19 protein-coding genes and 1 pseudogene are annotated in these 18223 nt (G+C 72.0%); 9 read left to right on the top strand and 11 right to left on the bottom strand.

The window, feature by feature from the left end:
• Positions 1 to 24 precede the first annotated feature (24 nt).
• On the top strand, positions 25 to 1524 hold the full coding sequence (locus ACIRC0_RS20215) for a metallophosphoesterase family protein (protein ID WP_403617508.1): 1500 nt from the start codon (positions 25 to 27) through the stop codon (positions 1522 to 1524).
• A 123-nt stretch (positions 1525 to 1647) separates the two neighbouring features.
• Positions 1648 to 2121: a DUF1348 family protein gene (locus ACIRC0_RS20210; RefSeq protein ID WP_403617507.1), complete on the top strand. Its 474-nt coding sequence runs from the start codon at positions 1648 to 1650 to the stop codon at positions 2119 to 2121.
• A 21-nt stretch (positions 2122 to 2142) separates the two neighbouring features.
• Here the strand turns inward: ACIRC0_RS20210 and ACIRC0_RS20205 are convergent, their stop codons facing one another.
• Positions 2143 to 3150 carry an LLM class flavin-dependent oxidoreductase gene (locus tag ACIRC0_RS20205; protein WP_403617506.1) on the bottom strand — a complete coding sequence of 336 codons (1008 nt, stop codon included), beginning with the start codon at positions 3148 to 3150 and terminating at the stop codon, positions 2143 to 2145.
• 106 nt (positions 3151 to 3256) lie between these two features.
• On the opposite strand from ACIRC0_RS20205, the gene ACIRC0_RS20200 reads away from it, so the two are divergent.
• A complete protein-coding gene (locus tag ACIRC0_RS20200; RefSeq protein WP_403617505.1) occupies positions 3257 to 3895 on the top strand; it encodes a DUF1707 domain-containing protein in 639 nt (212 codons plus the stop codon).
• A gap of 125 nt (positions 3896 to 4020) precedes the next feature.
• On the opposite strand, the gene ACIRC0_RS20195 is transcribed toward ACIRC0_RS20200, so the two are convergent.
• Positions 4021 to 5976, bottom strand: coding sequence for an amino acid transporter (locus ACIRC0_RS20195; protein WP_403617504.1), 1956 nt, complete (start codon positions 5974 to 5976; stop codon positions 4021 to 4023).
• A gap of 190 nt (positions 5977 to 6166) precedes the next feature.
• Positions 6167 to 7094, bottom strand: a pseudogene (locus ACIRC0_RS20190) (cation:proton antiporter); the annotation flags it as partial.
• 266 nt (positions 7095 to 7360) lie between these two features.
• Here ACIRC0_RS20190 and ACIRC0_RS20185 point away from each other — a divergent pair.
• A complete protein-coding gene (locus ACIRC0_RS20185) occupies positions 7361 to 7762 on the top strand; it encodes a luciferase family protein (RefSeq protein ID WP_403617503.1) in 402 nt (133 codons plus the stop codon).
• Between the two features lie 18 nt (positions 7763 to 7780).
• Here the strand turns inward: ACIRC0_RS20185 and ACIRC0_RS20180 are convergent, their stop codons facing one another.
• The gene (locus ACIRC0_RS20180; protein ID WP_403617502.1) at positions 7781 to 8263 is read right to left on the bottom strand and encodes an inorganic diphosphatase; all 483 of its coding nucleotides are present in this window, start codon (positions 8261 to 8263) and stop codon (positions 7781 to 7783) included.
• A 202-nt stretch (positions 8264 to 8465) separates the two neighbouring features.
• Here ACIRC0_RS20180 and ACIRC0_RS20175 point away from each other — a divergent pair, with 202 nt between their 5' ends.
• Positions 8466 to 8987, top strand: coding sequence for a TIGR03668 family PPOX class F420-dependent oxidoreductase (locus tag ACIRC0_RS20175; RefSeq protein WP_403617501.1), 522 nt, complete (start codon positions 8466 to 8468; stop codon positions 8985 to 8987).
• Positions 8968 to 9393 (top strand): CBS domain-containing protein, encoded by a 426-nt coding sequence (locus ACIRC0_RS20170; protein WP_403617500.1) that lies wholly within the window; start codon positions 8968 to 8970, stop codon positions 9391 to 9393. The genes ACIRC0_RS20175 and ACIRC0_RS20170 overlap by 20 nt, the downstream gene beginning before the upstream one ends.
• A gap of 10 nt (positions 9394 to 9403) precedes the next feature.
• Here the strand turns inward: ACIRC0_RS20170 and ACIRC0_RS20165 are convergent, their stop codons facing one another.
• The gene (locus ACIRC0_RS20165; protein WP_403617499.1) at positions 9404 to 9691 is read right to left on the bottom strand and encodes a hypothetical protein; all 288 of its coding nucleotides are present in this window, start codon (positions 9689 to 9691) and stop codon (positions 9404 to 9406) included.
• 149 nt (positions 9692 to 9840) lie between these two features.
• Here ACIRC0_RS20165 and ACIRC0_RS20160 point away from each other — a divergent pair, with 149 nt between their 5' ends.
• Positions 9841 to 10659, top strand: a complete 819-nt coding sequence (locus tag ACIRC0_RS20160; protein ID WP_403617498.1) for an SAM-dependent methyltransferase — start codon at positions 9841 to 9843, stop codon at positions 10657 to 10659.
• A gap of 10 nt (positions 10660 to 10669) precedes the next feature.
• Here the strand turns inward: ACIRC0_RS20160 and ACIRC0_RS20155 are convergent, their stop codons facing one another.
• Positions 10670 to 11869, bottom strand: coding sequence for a hypothetical protein (locus tag ACIRC0_RS20155; protein WP_403617497.1), 1200 nt, complete (start codon positions 11867 to 11869; stop codon positions 10670 to 10672).
• Between the two features lie 266 nt (positions 11870 to 12135).
• Here ACIRC0_RS20155 and ACIRC0_RS20150 point away from each other — a divergent pair, with 266 nt between their 5' ends.
• Positions 12136 to 12831 (top strand): helix-turn-helix transcriptional regulator, encoded by a 696-nt coding sequence (locus tag ACIRC0_RS20150; protein WP_403617496.1) that lies wholly within the window; start codon positions 12136 to 12138, stop codon positions 12829 to 12831.
• A 35-nt stretch (positions 12832 to 12866) separates the two neighbouring features.
• The gene (locus tag ACIRC0_RS20145; protein WP_403617495.1) at positions 12867 to 13355 is read left to right on the top strand and encodes a hypothetical protein; all 489 of its coding nucleotides are present in this window, start codon (positions 12867 to 12869) and stop codon (positions 13353 to 13355) included.
• Positions 13356 to 13424: 69 nt separating this feature from the next.
• Here ACIRC0_RS20145 and ACIRC0_RS20140 read toward each other — a convergent pair whose 3' ends face one another.
• From ACIRC0_RS20140 to egtA, 5 genes are read right to left on the bottom strand one after another with little or no spacing between them, the layout of a single operon-like run.
• Positions 13425 to 13640: a dodecin gene (locus ACIRC0_RS20140; protein ID WP_103839492.1), complete on the bottom strand. Its 216-nt coding sequence runs from the start codon at positions 13638 to 13640 to the stop codon at positions 13425 to 13427.
• A 50-nt stretch (positions 13641 to 13690) separates the two neighbouring features.
• The gene (gene egtD, locus ACIRC0_RS20135) at positions 13691 to 14662 is read right to left on the bottom strand and encodes an L-histidine N(alpha)-methyltransferase (protein WP_403617494.1); all 972 of its coding nucleotides are present in this window, start codon (positions 14660 to 14662) and stop codon (positions 13691 to 13693) included.
• The gene (egtC, locus tag ACIRC0_RS20130) at positions 14659 to 15486 is read right to left on the bottom strand and encodes an ergothioneine biosynthesis protein EgtC (protein WP_403617493.1); all 828 of its coding nucleotides are present in this window, start codon (positions 15484 to 15486) and stop codon (positions 14659 to 14661) included. Before egtC ends, egtD begins: the two co-directional genes overlap by 4 nt.
• Entirely contained in the window at positions 15486 to 16802 is a 1317-nt protein-coding gene (egtB, locus tag ACIRC0_RS20125; protein WP_403617492.1) for an ergothioneine biosynthesis protein EgtB, read from the bottom strand. Before egtB ends, egtC begins: the two co-directional genes overlap by 1 nt.
• A complete protein-coding gene (gene egtA / locus ACIRC0_RS20120; RefSeq protein ID WP_403617491.1) occupies positions 16799 to 18115 on the bottom strand; it encodes an ergothioneine biosynthesis glutamate--cysteine ligase EgtA in 1317 nt (438 codons plus the stop codon). The genes egtB and egtA overlap by 4 nt, the downstream gene beginning before the upstream one ends.
• Positions 18116 to 18223 lie beyond the last annotated feature (108 nt).

Below are 18223 nucleotides of genomic sequence, written 5' to 3'. Positions count from 1 at the left end.
GTCGATCATTGCTACGGTGCACCGGTGTCCGAATCCTCACGCGATACCGCCGAGGGCGCCGGCTGGGGCGCCGTAGAACGCGGCAGTTACCGGGACTTGATGCCGGGTCATGTCGAGAAGCTTTCCTGGCTGAACCCGAGGACTCTCTGGGCGGCGCGCAACGGCGTGCTGGCCTCCTGGTTCGGCGACCCCACCGGTCGTACCCGGAGCCGCTGGGCACAACAGTGCGAGGCGGCGGGCGCGCCCGCGGACAGGGTGATCCGGCGCGACGACCAGGACCGCTTCTCCTTCATGGTCCTCGGGGACACCGGCGAGGGAGACGACTCCCAATACGCCGTGGTGCCGGGCTTCCTGAAGGTGAGTCAGGACACCAGCTTCGCCGTCATAGCCAGCGACGTGATCTACCCGGTCGGTGCGACCGCCGACTACGGGACCAAGTTCTTCCGCCCGTACCAGGACTACCGGGCACCCATCTACGCCATACCCGGCAACCACGACTGGTACGAGGACCTGTACGGGTTCATGAGCGTCTTCTGCGACGCCCCGCCGCTCGCCCCGGACCCGGCCCCCCGCCCGCCGCTCCGCGCCCGGCTGCGCTCCCGGCTGTGGCACCGCCCGGGCGCACAGGACGGACAACGCCTCGCCGAGGCACGCGCGTTGCGCTCCGCACCCGAACAGCGGGCCGTGCAGCCCGGCCCGTACTGGGCCATCGACGCCGGACCCGTCCGTATCGTCGGCATCGACACCGGCCTGCTCGGCACCATCGACGCCGAACAGGGCCGCTGGCTGCGGGAGGTCTCCCGAGGCCCCCGCCCCAAGATCCTCATCACCGGCTCGCCGCTGTACGTGGACGGCGAGCACCACCCCTGCCCCATCGACGGCGGCGGCACGGTCGACGACATCGTCCGCGATCCGGACCACCACTACGTCGCGGCGATCGGCGGAGACATCCACAACTACCAGCGCTACCCGGTGGACGTGGACGGCCGCACCATCCAGTACGTGGTCTCGGGCGGCGGCGGCGCGTTCATGCACGCCACCCACACCATCCCGCGCGTCTCCATCGCGAACGTCACCGAGAAGGACTTCCGCTGCTACCCGCTGCGCGGCGACTCCCTCGCCTTCTACAGCAGGCTCTACGGGCGCCGGCTGCGGCTGCGCCGCTTCTTCACCCTCACCGAGGCCGAGGCGACCGCCGTCATCGCCGAGCGCCTGGGCATCCCCCCGACCCGCACCCGGGCCACACCCGCCCGGGTCACCTGGCGCACCCGCCTCGTCGCCAGTCTGCTGGGCGCCGGCGGCCGCCCCGACCGGACCTCCCGTTTCCGGCTGCCCGTCCGCAAGATCTACACCCAGCTCTTCTCGCCGAGTTCGGCCACCTACAGCCCGCCGTTCTTCAAGAGCTTCCTGCGCCTGGACGTCACCCCGGAGGCGGTCCGGCTGCGCTGCTTCGCCGCGACCGGCAACCGGCGCGAGGAACTGGACCCGCCCGTCGAGGACGAGGTGACCATTCCGCTTGTGTGAAAGAGAAAGGGGGGAGTTGGTGTTGCGCGTGCGTCCGGACTGTCGCGGCTGCGGGGGGACCAGTGGTCTCGTACCGTGGTCGCCCGAGTGGGGAACCACCGTTCTCACCATCGCGGAGGCGATATGACGCACCCACCCCGCCCACCGTTCCCGCCGTTCACCCACGACACCGCCACGGAGAAGGTGCGGCTCGCGGAAGACGCCTGGAACACCCGCGACCCGGAGAAGGTCGCACTCGCCTACACGGTGGACTCCCGCTGGCGCAATCGGGCGGAGTTCGTCACCGGCCGCGACGAGATCGTCGCCTTCCTCACCCGCAAGTGGCGCCGCGAGCTGGACTACCGGCTCATCAAGGAGCTCTGGGCCGTCGACGGCAACCGCATCGCGGTGCGGTTCGCCTACGAGTGCCACGACGACTCGGGCAACTGGTTCCGCTCCTACGGCAACGAGAACTGGGAGTTCGACGACAACGGCCTGATGCGCCGGCGACACGCCTCCATCAACGACCTCCCCATCCAGGAGCAGGACCGCCTGTTCCACTGGCCGCCGGGACGCAGACCCGACGACCACCCGGGGCTGAGCGACCTGGGGCTGTGACCACTTGGCGGCGCGCGTCCCCTACGCCGCGCCCAGCCCCGCGACCCGGGCCAGCCTCCGGTACGAGTCCACGAGCGCCGCACGGTCGTACGTGCTGGTCGTGACCAGCACCTCTCGCGCCCCCGTCTCCTTGAGCAGGTCCTCCAGCTCGTCGGCGACCTGCTCCTCGGTGCCGGCGAGGTGACCGACGAGCCCCTCCTCGTAGAACGCCCGCTCCCTGGCGCTCATCGTCATCGACTCCACCCGTTGGGCGTCAGGCAGCGGCGGAAAGGTGCCGTGGGTGCGCGCGTGCGCCATCGACCAGGCCTCGGGGATCAGGATGCGGCGGGCGTCTTCGGCGGTGGCGGCGACCGCGACGGTGCCGGAGACGACGACGTACGGCTCGGGCGCCCACGCGGAGGGCCGGAACTCCCGCCGGTAGCGCTCGATGCCGCGCAGCATCCGCTCCCGGTTCCGGAAGTCACCGATGACCATGGGCAGCCCGGAGTGGGCGGCGATCAGCGCACCCTCGCCCATGGCCAGCACGAAGGGCGGCACGGACAGGCCCTCGGCGGGCCGGGCGTGCACGCCGGTGGGCGAGGTGCCGCCGAACCACCCCAGCAGCTCGGCGAGTTGGCCCGCGAAGTCGTCGGCGTCGCCCTTGTCCCGGCCGAGCGCCCTGCGCACCCCGTCCGTGAAGCCGACGGAACGGCCGAGCCCCATGTCGATCCGTCCCGGGAACAGCGACTCGAGTACGCCGAACTGCTCGGCCACCACGAGCGGTCGGTGATTGGGCAGCATCACACCGCCCGTCCCCACCCGGATGGTCCGCGTGGCCGCGGCGACGGCCGCCGCCAGCACGGTCGGCGCCGAACCCGCGACACCTGGCACGCCGTGGTGCTCGGAGACCCAGAACCGGTGATATCCCAGCCGCTCGACCTCCTGCGCCAGCCGCACGGTGTCCCGCAGGGCCTCGGAGCCGTCGTGCCCCTCGCGGGTGCGCGAGCGGTCCAGTACGGAGAAACGGGTGTCCGCGATCACTGAGCTCACAAGGGGTTCAACGCTCGCTCGGCCGCGGGATTCCCGGAACCCTTGGCAACGAGGTATGACGCGATATAACGTCAGATCCGGTCTTCGACTGGAACGGGGTGAGGGAATGCCGGGAGAAGTCGCGCACGCCGACGAGCTTCTGGACTCGGGCGCGCCGCCCGCGCTGCTGCGGGCCTCGCACGCGGACCGCGAGCATGTCGTCGACGTGCTGCGCGTCGCCGCAGGGGACGGCCGACTGACCGCGGAGGAACTCGACGAGCGCCTGGAGGCCGCCTTCTCGGCCCGCACCATGGGAGAGCTGGCCGTCCTCACGGCGGACCTGCCGGCCGTGGCGCAGGACACGGGGCGGCCGCTGCCCGAAGCGAAGGACGTCGTCCGGATCGACCAGCATGGCAGTTCGACCCGGCGTGACGGTCCCTGGGTCGTCCCCCGGCGGATGGAGATCCGCTCGTCCTGGGGCGAGGTGACGCTCGACTTCACCCAGGCCGTCCTCGCCCACGACACCCTGCGCATCGAACTGGACCTGCGCGGTGCCGCCCTGAAGCTGAGGACCGGGCCCGGCGTCATGGTGGACACCGACGCGCTCACGGCGAGCTACGCCAAGATCAGGGCGCGCCGGTCGGGCGGCGGCGCGGCGCCGGTGGCCCTGCGCATCGAACTCGTCGGCCACATCAGGTACAGCCGGGTCACGGTGCGCCCCCGGCGGCGCGCCCTCTGGAGGCCCCGGCCCCGGCCCTCCGTCTGACGGCCGCCCGTCCCCGCTCAGTCGACGTGGACCCGCTCAGTCGACGTGGACCCGCTCAGTCGACGTCGACCCGCTCAGCCGACGTCGACCCGCTCAGCCGACCCGCTCAGCGGACGCGCACCCGCTCAGCCGACGTGGACCCGCGGCCGCCGTTTGCGGTCCCGCTCCGCCTCCCGCAGTACCTCACGGGTGACCGGGGCCACCTCGCCCTGGCCGAAGAGGAAGAAGCGCAGGAAGTTGGCGAACGGGCCGCCCTCGGTCCACTCGAAGTAGATGTGCGGGATGCAGCCGGTCCTGTCGCGGACGTGCAGCAGCAGTGCCGCCAGGGCGTTGGGGATCGAGGACGACTCCAGCGTCAGGACGCGGTAGCGGCCGTGCAGCACCTCTCCGCGCACGACCAGCCCCGCCTCGAACTCCGAGGGGTCGCCGACCGTCACCTCCACGAAGACGAAGTCCTCCTGGGCCGTGACGTCGTTGTCCGCCCGGATCTGCTCGATCTTCTCGCGGTACTCCGCGATGTCGCGCCGGTCCGGCTCATTGGCGATGAAGCGGATTCGGCGGCTGGCGATGTCCCTGACGAAACGTTCCGCCATGTCGTCGAGGGTCACGCTGGTCACCCGGAGCTCGAAGGCACGGGCCAGCCGGGACAGCAGCGAGACGAGGATGATCCCAGCGATGAAGCAGGCGCCGATCTTCACACCGTCCGGCCGCTCGATGACGTTGACGACGGTGACGTACAGCAGGACCGCCGAGACGACCGCGAAGCCGATGGTCCAGCCGCGCTGCGCGGCCTTGCGGGCGGCGATGGTCACCGCGATCGCCGCGGACGACATCAGGACCAGGACGCCGGTGGCGTAGGCGCCGCCCTGGGCGTCGACGTTGGCGTCGAAGATCCAGGTGACCAGGAAGGCGATCAGGGTGAAGACGATGACCATGGGGCGCACGGCGCGGGCCCAGTGCGGGGCCATGCCGTAGCGGGGCAGGTAGCGGGGCATCAGGTTGAGCAGCCCGGCCATGGCGGAGGCGCCGGCGAACCACAGGATCGCGATGGTCGAGATGTCGTAGAGGGTGCCGAAGCCGCCGCCCAGGTACTGGTGGGCGAGGTACGCCAGCGCACGGCCGTTGGCCTGGCCGCCCGGCTCGAACTCCTTCGCCGGGATCAGCACGGTGGTGATGAAGCTGGTGGCGATCAGGAAGACGCTCATGATCAGCGCGGCGGCCGTGAGCAGCTTCTTGGTGTCGCGGATGCGGCCCGCGGGCTTGTCCTCGGTGTCGCCGGGGTCGCCCTGGACGTGCGGCATGACGGCGACGCCGGTCTCGAAGCCGGACAGGCCGAGCGCCAGCTTCGGGAAGACCAGCAGGGAGACGCCGATCATGGCGAGGACGTTGCCGTGCTGGGTGGTCAGGGCGTTGCTCCAGTCGGTCACCACATGCCCGGCGGTGACCACGTGCCACAGGCCGACGGCCACCACGACGGCGTTCAGGCTCAGATAGGTCACCACCAGGGCTACCGCGACACCGATCGCCTCCAGGAAGCCCTTGAGGAAGACTGCGCCCAGCAGTGCCACGAGGAAGAGGGTGATCACCATCTCCTTCCCGTGCAGCAGACCCGTCAGATGCGGGTTCTCCACCAGGTGGGTGGAGGCGTCGGCGGCGGAGAGGGTGATGGTGATCAGGAAGTCGGTGGCGGCGAATCCGAGCAGGGTGAGGACGAAGAGCTTGCCCTGCCAGAAGGAGAGCAGGCGCTCCAGCATGGCGATGGAGCCTTCGCCGTGCGGGCTCTCCTCGGCGACGCGGCGGTAGACGGGCAGGGCGCCGGCCAGGGTGACGGCGACGAGGACGACGGTGGCGACGGGGGAGAGCAGCCCGGCGGCGAGGGCGGCGATGCCGGGCTGGTAGCCGAGGGTGGAGAAGTAGTCGACGCCGGTCAGGCACATCACCCGCCACCAGCGCTGGCCCTTGTGCGGGGGCTCGGGCTGGGCATGCGGGCCCTGCACGGTGCCCTTGCCCATGTCGGACAGCCCCTGCAGCATCCACGCCCGCAATCGACTCGCGGGTGGGTGTTCGGTGGTCACGGCCATGGACGTGCTCTCCTGTTGTGCGGCGTGCGCCTGATGTGCGGCTTGGTGCGGGAATCGGCCCTCACGCGGACGGCCGCACCAGCGTAAGCAGAGAGTGATGCGAGGGCCCACGGATGACGGGTCTCGAGGCGTCAAGCTTCCGTTAAGAACGGCTGGCGGACGGCCGACCGCCCGGAAGGCCCCCCTGGTGTCAGATGTCGGCCAGCCGGGCCTCTTCCAGGTCCAGCGAGTGCTGGAGGCGGCGGCGTGTGGTGTCCCTGATGGCGTGTTCGTCGTAGGGGCGCCGGAGTTCCGCCGCTTCGACGGCGATCAGCTCGCGGCGCAACTGCCGGTGGATCAGGTCGGCGAACTCGACGGGGGCGGCGGTCCCGTCCACGTCGGCGAGGCGTTCGCGGGCGTCGTCGAGGCGGGCGGTCAGCCCCCGGCGCAACCGGTCCAGGACGACGTCCGGGGCGGCCCGCAGCTGCGCCAGTTCGTCCAGGCGCCGCTTGCCCGCGCCGGCCAGACGGCAGCGGGCGGCGGCCTCCTCGCGTTCCGTGTGGTCGGGCTCCAGCGCGATGCCCGAGCGGCGAACGAGCGGAGAGAGGGTGAAGCCCTGGACGACGAGGGTGACGACCACGACCGACGTCGACAGCACGAGCAGCAGGGGCCGCTGGGGCCGCTGGGGCCGCTGCGTCAGCGCGGCGCCGTGCCAGGTGGTGACCGGGATGGACAGGGCCGCGGCCAGCGGGACGACGCCCCGGGTGCCCGCCCAGGTCAGAACCAGCGGCACCCGCCAGTTCCTGCGCTGCATCCCGCTCTTGCGCTGCACCACCGCCGACAGGGGCGCCACCCACAGCAGTCGGACCGCGACGAGCGTGGCGGCGACGGCGAGCGCGGAGCCCACGGCGACACTCACCGCCACCCGGAACAGCACCAGCGAGGTCGCGTCGTTGAACAGGCTCTCCGCCTGCACCAGCACCTGAGCCCTCGGCGGCAGCGCCAGCCGCCGCCCGAGCGCGGTGACCGCCACCGGGTCGGTGCTCGCCAGGACCGCGCCGAGCACGAACGCCATCCGCCACGGCAGTGGTGTCACCAGCGACGCCACCACGGCCACCGGCCGCCGACGCCAGCACCACCAGGACCCGGGGGTCGATCTCTTGTGCAACTCGCGTCGTGCCTCGTCGCGGCCCCTCCATACGGCCGACGCTGGACACTCCCGGAGCCGAAAGGACCGGCCTTGATACGACGCTGACGGTCGCTCGGGCTTTTCGCGCCGTCCTCACCCGCCCACCCATGTCAGGGGGCGACCCCGGCCACCCGGGTTCGAAGCCCCGACCTCACGGCCCGGTTACAGAACCCTCAACCTCTGGTGGCGGCGGAGTGAGGAGACGACGATGGGCGCATGACTCTGGCCCAGCGCGCTCTGGAGCGGCTCGACTCCTGGCCCGACCTCACGGTGGGGCCGGCCAGTTGCGGCACGGGGCGGGCGCTCAGCACCCCGCACAGCGAGATCGTCCACTTCCACGGCGACCGCGAGGCGGATCTGCACCTGACCACCGGGGCCATCCGCCGTTTCTCCGGCGACCTCGCGGAGTCGACCGCCATCCGCATCCTTCCCGGCTCACGCTGGGTGACCGTGCGTCTGGACTGCGACACCGACGTCGACCTGCTGCTGAGTCTGGTGAGCGTGGCGCTGCACGCCCACCAGTCCTCTCAGCCACCGGCACCCCACGCGGCCGCCGCCTGCAACCTCCACCGCGTCATGCTGCTGCCCCGCGACCTCGACCCGAGCGGGTTCAGCTGAGAGCTCCGCACGGCTGCGTCAGCCCTCCGAGGCGCGTCGGCGGGAGGCCTCGATCTCCTCGTACGCCTGCTCCCGCCCCTCCCAGTGCGACCCCTCGACCGACTTGCCGGGCTCCAGGTCCTTGTACACCTCGAAGAAGTGGGTGATCTCCAGCCGGTCGAAGGCGGGAACATCACCGATGTCCTGGACCCCCGCGTAGCGGGGATCGTGCGCCGGGACGCACAGGATCTTGTCGTCGGGGCCCTTCTCGTCCTTCATGACGAACATGCCGACGGCGCGGCACTCGATCGCACAGCCGGGGAACGTGGGCTCGCCGACGATGACGAGGGCGTCGAGCGGGTCGCCGTCCCGGCCGAGCGTGTGGTCGATGTAGCCGTAGTCGGCCGGGTACTGGGTGGAGGTGAACAGCATCCGGTCCAGACGGATGCGGTGCTGGGCGTGGTCCATCTCGTACTTGTTGCGCGATCCCTGCGGGATCTCCACGATCACGTCGAATTCCACGACGGCCTCCTTGCCTGGTCGGTCGGCAGGCCGGGGCGCGGGCCGCCTTTCCAGTGTGCCCCGGCCACCCGCACGGCGGCATCCGAGGGCCGACCGTGTGAGAGCGCCGGACGCCGGGTACCCGCCAGCGCCGGAAGGAGTACCCGCCGACGTGCCGGAGCTGTCCCGCGGCGGTGACACGCGACGGTGAGGAGGAGCGGGAGTGCCGCGGATCGAAGAGGGCGAGGCACGGCGACGGTTCACCGACGCCCGGGTGGCGCGGCTGGCGACGGTGGACCCCGAGGGGCGCCCCCACCTCGTACCGGTCGTGTTCGCCGTGCGCGACGACGGCGGGATCGTCATGGCCGTCGACCGCAAACCCAAGAGCTCCCGGAAGCTGAAGCGGCTGCACAACATCGCCGTCCACCCGGCCGTGAGCCTGCTGGTGGACGCGTACGACGAGGACTGGGAGCGGCTGTGGTGGGTACGGGCGGACGGAGGCGCCCGGGCCGTGCCGCCGGAGGTGTCCGAGGACGACGACCGTGGGGAGTACGACGCCGCGCTCGCCCTGCTGGGGCGGAAGTACCCCCAGTACCGGGACAGCCCGCCGGACGGACCGGTGGTCGTGGTCACCGTCCACCGCTGGAGCGGCTGGCGCGCCGCTCCCGAGTCCCGGGCGGCCGGCCGGGAGCCGCACTCCGACACGACGAACCAGGAGGTTTCCCATGACCAGGCAGGTACGTGACGTGATGTCCCGTGGCACGGTCGCCGTCGAGCCGATGACCTCGGTGGCGCGGGCGGCCCGCCTGATGCGCGACGAGAACGTCGGCGATGTGCTGGTGACGTACGACAGCGACCTGTTCGGGGTGCTCACCGACCGCGACATCGTGGTCCGCATGATCGCCGAGAACGGCGACCCGGACACCACGACCGCGGGCTCGGTGTGCAGCCGTCCCCCCGTGGTGACGCTCGCGCCCGACGACACGACCGACCACGCGGTCGCCCTGATGCGCCGCCACGCCGTGCGCAGGCTGCCTGTGGTCGAGAAGGGCGGCTGCCCGGTCGGCATCGTCAGCCTGGGCGACCTCGCCGCGGCCGAGGACCCGCGTTCGGCTCTGGCGGACGTCAGCAACGCCCGGCCCGACCGGTGAGGGCCTCTCGTCAGCGCCGGGTGTCGGGTCCCCCCGGGTCGTCGACCACGGTGGTCCGGCGGGCCCTGCGCGCGCCCCGTGTCCGGTGCGTCGCCGCGCTCGCCGCCGTGGCCAGGCCCAGCGCGAAGATCAGTGCCAGGGCGAGGCCGGCGCAGAAGATGGCGAGGGTGTTCATGGTGGCGATGTTCTGCCCGAGCATCGACACGGTGTAGTGCGGGCCGCCGCCCAGATTGTCGGCGATCACCAGCCCGGTGAAGGCGGCGGTGGCGGCGAGGAGGAGCATTCCGAGGAAGCGCATCCGAGTCATCTCCCCAAAGAGTCGTGACACCCTGCGGGTACCCGCCCCGGCACGGGCCCAGACAGCGGCGAAACCGCCCCCGAGGCACCGCGGCGACGGCACAATGGCCGCCGGCGGCGCGCCACCGCCGAGGCCGAGGGGAGACGGACGTGAGCGAGCACCAGCGCCAGTCGGGCGGGCCGACCCGGGTGGACACCCAGGTGGCCCACAACGCCCGGGTGTGGAACTACTGGATCGGCGGCCGCGACAACTACGAGATCGACCGGAAGGTCGGCGACCAGGTCGCGTCGATGTTCCCGGTGATCCGCGAAGTGGCCCGCGCGGACCGTGCCTTCCTCGGGCGGGCGGTCCGGTTCCTGGCCGACGAGTGCGGGGTGCGGCAGTTCCTGGACGTCGGCACCGGGCTGCCGACGCTGGACAACACCCACGACATCGCCCAGCGCATCGCGCCCGAGTCCCGGATCGTGTACGTCGACAACGATCCCGTCGTGCTGGTCCACGCCCGTGCGCTGCTGACCAGCACCCCCGAGGGAGCCACCGACTACGTCGACGCCGACGTGCACGACCCGGACTCCGTCGTCCGCCGCGCCGCGGCCACCCTCGACCTCACCCGCCCCGTCGCCGTCATGATGCTCGGCATCCTCAACTTCGTCCTCGACACCGACCGGGCACGGGAGATCACCCGCACCCTCATGTCCGCGGTGCCGTCCGGCAGTTGCCTCGTCCTGACCCACCCCACCACGGACGCCGACCTCGGCGGCCAGGGCAACGTCGAGGCGATGCGGTTCTGGAACGACAACGCGACCCCGCCCATCACCGCCCGCACCCGCGCGCAGGTCGCGTCCTTCTTCGACGGCCTGGACATCCTCGCCCCCGGACTCGTCTCGTGCGCCCACTGGCGGCCCGACGCGGCCGCCGACTCGGCGGTCACGGTCCCGCAGTTCGGCGCGGTCGCCGTCAAGCCCTGAACTGCCCCGCTCACAGCGGGGTGTGACTGGTCGTCATGAGGTACGCCCCGTAGGTCACGGAGAGCAGGGTGAGCGCGATGCCGAGCAGGCATGCCTGTTTCGGCCGCACCCGCCAGGTCCGTACGAGCCCCCGCGCGAGCGGGATCAGCAGCGGGAACGCGGGCAGCAGGAAACGCGGCTTCGACGCGTAGGGACCGGAGCCGCCGACCGTGATCAGGAGCAGTATCCCGGCGTAGACGATCAGCGCCAGCGGCGCCCGGTCGACGCACAGCAGGCAGAACAGCAGGATGGCCGCCGCGACGATCACCAGCGCCAGAGGGTAGACGACCCGGCCGCCGTGCACCAGCAGCCCCTTGAGGAAGTGCAGCGAGCCCGCGCCGAAGTCGAAGCGGGAGTCCCAGGCGCGCTGCACGGTGAAGTAGCCGCCGAACAGATCACCCATATGGGCGCCCACCCACAGCACGAAACTCACCCAGCCGAGGGGCGCGATGGCGGCGCCGAACCACAGCCCGAGCGGGACCCGGCCGCGCCGCCTGACGATCTCGTGCACGGCGACGACGACCACCGCGGCGGCCACGGAGAACCCCGTGGGCCGGGACAGGCCCGCCAGGGCCGCCAGCACACCGGCCCACAGCCAGCGGCCCGTCAGCACCGCGTAGAGCGCCCAGACGGCCAGCGCGGTCAGCAGGGACTCGGTGTAGGCGAGGTTGAGGACGACGGAGTGCGGCATCGCGGCCCACACTCCGACGAGGACGGTGGCGACCGCGCGTCCGTACAGGCGGTGGCCGATCACGTAGATGCCGTACGCGGCCACCCCGGCGGCGCTCCAGGCGACCAGCAGGGCGGCGGCGCCCGGACTGATCGGCAGGACGGTGTACACGGCGCGGATGAGTCCCGGGTACAGGGGGAAGAACGCCCAGTCCCGCTGGACGGCACCGTTGTGGAGGACGTGGACGTACGTGCCGTAGCCGTGCTGCGCGATGTGCAGGTACCAGCGGGAGTCCCAGGAGTGGGCCAGACCCTTGAGCATCGGGTGGCCGGCGAGGTGGTTCGCCACGGCGATCGCGACGATACCGGCCATGCGGATGGAGGCGAACAGCGCGAGGGCCGACGTGGCGCCGGGCAGAAGTCGGTTGTCGAAGGGAAGGCGGATGCGACGGGCACCGCCCCCGGTGCGCGTGGGGGCGGGGGCGGGCGAGAGTGCGCTCACCCTCTGACCCTGCGATACCGGCGCACGGTCCGCAACGTGAGGTTTGGCCATGGTTGGGTCATATACCACTGCTGTACGAGAATCTGGCGTGACGGAGTGCTGAAGCAGGTGAGTCGTGCACGTCTGAAAGGACGAAGTTCCGTGGTGGGGAGGTTGCCTGGCCGACGGATGTTCTCACTCTTCCGCGTGACGAGTGGCACCGGCGCGGTTCCTGCCACTTGACTGGGGGAGTGAACGCCCCTGTCCTTGACGGAAGGAGGGCCCGCATGGATTTCCGCCCCCAGCGGATACCCCTGCCGCCCAGCAGATCCCCGGCGCCGGACAGCCGCGCGGCGGTCTTCTGGCGCAACCGCGCGCTGGGCCTGTTCGACCGGCTCCCGCTGCCCACGGCCTACTGCACGACCGACGGCACCATCCTGCGGGTCAACGCGGCCATGGCGGGGGAGTGGGGCACACTCGCCGGTCCCCTGCGCGGGCGCAGCATCCTCGATCTGTTCCACCCGGAGACCAGGGACGAGTTGCGCGCCGTCACCGAGGCGATCCGGCTGCACCGCAGGTCCCGTTACACCGTCGCGGTCGGCTGGACCTCCGCGGCCGGCGTCGAGCGCCGCGGCGAGATGACCGTCGACATGGTCGGCGAGGCCTCCGACGACGCCCCGGACCTGCTGCTGATGCTTCCCGTCCGCGAGGACGTCCCCGCCCCGGCGCAAGACCGCGGCGGCCCGCCCGTCAAGGCGGACGAGATCGAGGCCCGGATCCTCGCGCTGGCGGCGGCCGGTTCCACGACCGGTCAGATCGCCTCCGCCGTGGGACTGACCGTGGACGGCGTCAACTACCACTTCAAGCAGCTCTCCCGCCGCTGGGGTGTGACCGGCAAGGCGGCCCTGGTGGCGCGCGCCTACGTCGAGGGCGTCCTCGCGCCCGGCGTGTGGCCGCCGGCCCCCGCACGGCCGGACGGCTGACGGCAGCCACGAGGCGCTCTCCCTAGAGTGGGGGCGTGACCAACGACAGCAGGCCCGTCGCCGTCTTCGACGTGGACAACACCCTCGCCGACACGGCGCACCGGCAGAGCTTCCTCCGGACGAGACCGCGTGACTGGGACGCCTTCTTCGCGGCCGCGCCGCAGGACCCGCCGCTGGCCGAGGGGATCGCGCTCGCGCTGAGGACCGCCGAGGAGTGCGAGCTGGTCTATCTGACCGGGCGGCCCGCGCGCTGCCGGCGCGACACCCTCGACTGGCTCACCGCTCACGGGCTGCCCGAGGGACGCCTGTACATGCGGTCGAACGGCGACCGCAGGCCCGCCCGCGTCACCAAGCTGGAACTGCTGCGCGAGCTGGCCCGCGGCCGGGAGGTCCGTGTTCTCGTCGACGACGACGAACTGGTCTGCCAGGACGCCGAACGAGCGGGTTTCACCGTCGTCCGTGCCCGCTGGGCGTCCCCGTCCGCCGTCCTGAAGGACGCCCAGGAACGGGAGGGGCGGACCTGACAGGCCCGCCCCGGGCGGACGCGTGAGGCCCGCCCTCGGCGGACTGTGACGCCCGCCCCTCGCCCTCCGCTACTCGCCGTCCTCGAGCCGGAAGCCCACCTTCAGGCCGACCTGGTAGTGCTCGATCCGCCCGTTCTCGATCCGGCCCCTGACCTGCGTGACCTCGAACCAGTCCAGGTTGCGCAGCGTCTGCGAGGCGCGTTCGATCCCGTTGCGGATGGCCTGGTCGATGCCCTCGGGCGAGCTGCCGACGATCTCGGTGACCCGGTAGATGTGATCGGTCATGCGGGTGCTCCTCTCCTTGGCGGGTGTCCGCGGGTGTGTCGCGCGCCGGCTCAGCCGGCCGGGCGCGCCGAGCTCAGAGACAGGGCGAACCTCCCTTCCCGGTCCGTCCACCAGTGCGTCAGGTCCAGTCCCGCGGCGGCCAGTTCCCGGCTCACACCGTCCTTGCGGAACTTCGCCGACACCTCGGTGCGCAGCTCCTCGCCCTCCGCGAAGTCGACCGCCAGGGCCAGCGCGGGGACCTTCACGGTCTGCGCGGTGCGCGCCCGCAGCCGCATCTCGATCCACTCGTTCTCCGCGTCCCACAGCGCCACATGGTCGAAGGCGTCCGGGTCGAAGTCGGCGCCCAGCTCCCGGTTGACGACGGCCAGCACGTTCTTGTTGAACGCGGCCGTCACCCCGGCCGCGTCGTCGTACGCCGCCACCAGCACCGAGGGGTCCTTCACCAGGTCGGTACCGAGCAGCAGGGTGTCCCCGGGCGCCAACAGGGCCCTGACGGCCTTGAGGAACGCCGCCCGTTCGGCGGGCACCAGGTTGCCGATCGTGCCGCCGAGGAAGGCGACGAGCCGCGGCCCGGGTGTCTTCGGCAGTGTGATGGACGCCGTGAAGTCGGCGATGAGCGCGTGGACGTGCAGACCGGGCCGCTCGGCGGCCAGGGCCTGTCCCGCCTGGGTGAGCGCGCTCTCGCTGACGTCGACGGGGACGTAGGTGTGCAGCCCGCCCATCGCGTCCAGCAGGTGCCGTGTCTTCTCGGACGAGCCGGAGCCCAGCTCGACCAGTGTGCGCGCGCCGGCCGCGGCCGCGATCTCCCCGGAGCGGGCGATGAGGATCTCCCGTTCGGCGCGTGTGGGGTAGTACTCCGGCAACTCGGTGATCTTTTCGAACAGGTCGCTGCCGTGGGCGTCGTAGAACCACTTCGGGGGCAGCGTCTTGGGGCTGCTGGTGAGGCCGGTCAGGACGTCCGTGCGCAGCGCGGCGTCCGTGGCGTCCTCGGGCAGGGTGCGGGTGAGATGGAACGGGCTCACGTGCGGGGCTCCTCGGGCGATGGGGGTGCCCCCACTCGAGCGGAGCCGAGAGTGGGGGAGGATGCCATGTCGTCGCGCGGGTCCTTGAGCGGGGTCAGCAGGACGTCGGTGGTGTCGGCCGTGAGCAGCGTGCGGTCGGGCACCTCCTGCCAGCGCGAGTCGTCGTCGTGGGGCTCCGAGGCGACGACGATGCTGCTGCCCGGCTCGGCGAGGTACCACAGGGTGTCGCCCCACGCGGTCGCCGCGATCGTCGAGCCGTTGGTGAGCAGCAGGTTGAGCCGGGAGTCGGGGGCCGCCGCGGCGATATCGAGCACGGTGTCGGCCAGCGCCTGGCCCCCGTCGTCGCCGGCGCGCAACCGGTTCAGCACGAGCGCCCAGACGAGGGCCGAGTCGGTGCGGGCCTCCAGCGACAGCAGTTCGGCCGGCGGCAGGGACCGGGCGAGGGCGGCGACGGAGCGGGGCCATCCGGGCACCGCCCCGTTGTGGCTGAACAGCCACCGGCCCGCAGCGAACGGCGCCGCCGCGGCCTCTCCCGCGGCGCACCCTTCGGTCGCGTCCCGCACGGCCGCCAGCAGTGCACCGGAGCGCACGACCCGCGCCAGGTCGGCGAAGGACGGGTCGCTCCAGATGGGCTCCATCCGGCGGTACCGCGCGGGCACCGGATCACCCTCGGCGTACCAGCCGACGCCGAAGCCGTCGGCGTTGACCGTCCCGTACCGCTGCCGCCGCGGCTCCCACGACTGCCGGTACAGGCTGTGCGCCGGCTCCTTGAGGAGCCTGCCGAGCGGCTCCTCGGGGCCCAGGTAGGCGAGATGACGACACATCACACGTCCCGGGCGGTGCGGAAGCCGGAGAAGATCTGGCGCCGGATCGGATAGTCCCAGTTCCGGAAGGTGCCCCGGCAGGCCACCGGGTCCACGGCGAACGAACCGCCGCGCAGCACCTTGTACTCCGGCCCGAAGAACACCTCCGAGTACTCCTTGTACGGGAACGCCGTGAATCCCGGGTAGGGCAGGAAGTCGCTCGACGTCCACTCCCACACGTCACCGATCAACTGCCGTACGCCGAGCGGGGAGGCGCCCGCCGGATAACTGCCGACCGGCGCGGGACGCAGGTGCCGCTGCCCGAGGTTGGCGTGCTCGGGGGTCGGGTCGGCCTCGCCCCACGGGTAGCGCCGGGACCGTCCTGTGGCAGGGTCGTGGCGGGCGGCCTTCTCCCACTCGGTCTCGGTGGGCAGCCGGCGCCCCGCCCAGCGCGCGTACGCGTCCGCCTCGTACCAGCACACGTGCAGCACCGGCTCGTCGGGCGGTACGACCTCCGTGACGCCGAAGCGCCGCCGCAGCCACTGCCCGCCCTCGCGACGCCAGAACAGCGGGGCCTCGATGCCGTGCTTCCGGATGTGGGCCCAGCCCTCAGCGCTCCACCAGCGCTCGTCGCCGTAGCCGCCGTCCTCGATGAAGGCCGTGTAGGCGCCGTTCGTCACCGGGACGGCGTCGATGTAGAACGGTGGCACCTGACGCTGGTGCGCGGGCCGTTCGTTGTCCAGTGCCCACGGCTCGGTGGACGTGCCCATGATGAACGGGCCGCCTGGCACGAAGACCTCGCCCGGGCCGTCGTACGGCGCCACCGGCTCCGGATCCGGGGCGGTGAGCGCCTGCGGGCCCTTGCGGAGCTGGTGGGTGATCAGCATCGTCTCGTCGTGCTGCTGCTCGTGCTGGGCGATCATGCCGAAGGCGAAGCCCGCCTCGGTCAGGGGCCGGCCCGTGAGCGGCGTGCGCTCCAGCACGTCCAGGGCCCGCCCGCGCACCTCGGCGGCATAGCGCCGGGCCTCGTCGGGCGGCAGCAGCGGCAGCGAGGGCCGTTCGGCGCGCGGGTGTTCGAAGGCGTCGTACAGCCCGTCGATCTCGGGCCGCATCGCCTCACGGCCGGCGACCGCGCGCAGCAGCCACAGCTCTTCCTGGTTGCCTATGTGCGCCAGGTCCCACACCAGCGGTGACATCAGCGGGGAGTGCTGTGCCGTCAGGTCGGACTCGTCGACGCAGGTGGTCAGGAGCGCGGTGCGGTCGCGGGCCGTGGTGAGGGCGTCCAGCGCGCGCTCCCGGAGTATCTCGGGGTCGATCGGGGAGCGTTCGTCGGTCATGTGCGCATGTCCTTCCCGTGGAACCGGGTGTCGTCCCCGCCGGAGGGGGCGTCCTTCCCGTGGAAGCGGAGCAGCAGGTCGTCGGCGGGGCAGCGGCCCCGGGCCACATAGCGGTCGGTGAACTCGGCGACGGCACCCAGCACGTCGGCGGTGGCACCGAGCCTCGGCAGCGCCTCGGCGGCGGCCGTGAAGCAGGCGACGGCGGTCTCGTGCAGCTCGGGGTCGGCCAGACCGTCGCGGGCCGCCGCGATCCACAGCGGATTGCACGGCGGCGGCAGGGGGCCCGCCCGCTCGGCGAGGGGTTTGACCGACCGGTACGCGGTCTCGGCGGCCTCGGGGTCGTCGAAGAGCGCGGCCGTCACGGCGAGCGGCACGATCCAGCCGTCGTCACCCGGCTGCGCGTCGATCATGCGCAGTTCCAGATGGCCGCGCGGTCTGACCGGAGGGAACAGGGTCGTCAGGTGGTAGTCCAGGTCCCCGCGGTCCGGCGGATCGGCGGACCGGGTCCAGGACCGGAAACTCAGGCCCTGCGGCACCCGCCAGGGACCGCTGTCGTCGCGGACGCACATCACCGGCGCGTCCAGCACATGCCGGGCCCAGGCGGCGCGCGGGTCGCCGACGAGCGGCGGCGCGCTGGAGCGGCCCGGGTCCATGGCCGTCCACAGGAACTGCCGCGTCGAGCGCCAGCCCGTGGGCCGGCCCCCGGCGAGCGGGGAGTGCGCGAACGCGGCGACCAGGACCGCGCCCAGCTGGTGCGCCAGCCACCAGCGCCGCCCGAAGCCCAGGGGGCCCGGCTCCTCGTGCCCGGCGTCCAGGCACACCTGCACCGAGGCGGAGGAGCACATCATGGACCGCCCCTCGGGCCCCGCACGGTCCAGGCAGCGCTCCATGGCGTCGTAGCGCGGCTCGCGGAGGTAGCGGCGGGGAGGGCGCCACGGGTCGTGGCCGTGGCCGCTGAGGGCGAGGCCGGCCTCGCGCAGCACGGCGCGCACCGCGTCGAGGTCGGCGGAGACGGACCCGACGCACTCCATGAGGGAGGCGGCCGGAGCGGAGCTGAGCTCCAGCTGACCGCCGGGTTCGACCGTGAGGGCCGAACGCAGGGGCAGGGTCCGCAGTGCGGCATAGGCCGCGTCGAGACGTTCCGGTGCTACGGGGAGCCACGGCGTGCGCGGCTCGTGGACGAGCCATTCCACTTCGACACCGAGCGAGCGGGGCGGTCCGGTCTTGAAGCAGATACCGCGGACCAGCGCCTCCACGTCGGCTTCGGTGACGGCGGAGCGGTGCTCCGGACAGTCACTCACCGAATCGGACATGTCAGGATCCTCCTGAGGTTCCACCATGTCGCCGATCCGGGCCCCGGGAGGCCGGACCGGCATCGCTCGTCCCACCCAAGACGCTCCCCTGGATTCGCACAAGGGTGC

Source organism: Streptomyces sp. NPDC093984 (assembly GCF_044764595.1).
In the GTDB taxonomy this organism is placed as follows: domain Bacteria; phylum Actinomycetota; class Actinomycetes; order Streptomycetales; family Streptomycetaceae; genus Streptomyces; species Streptomyces cynarae.
This window is presented reverse-complemented; position numbering and strand designations above follow the sequence as displayed.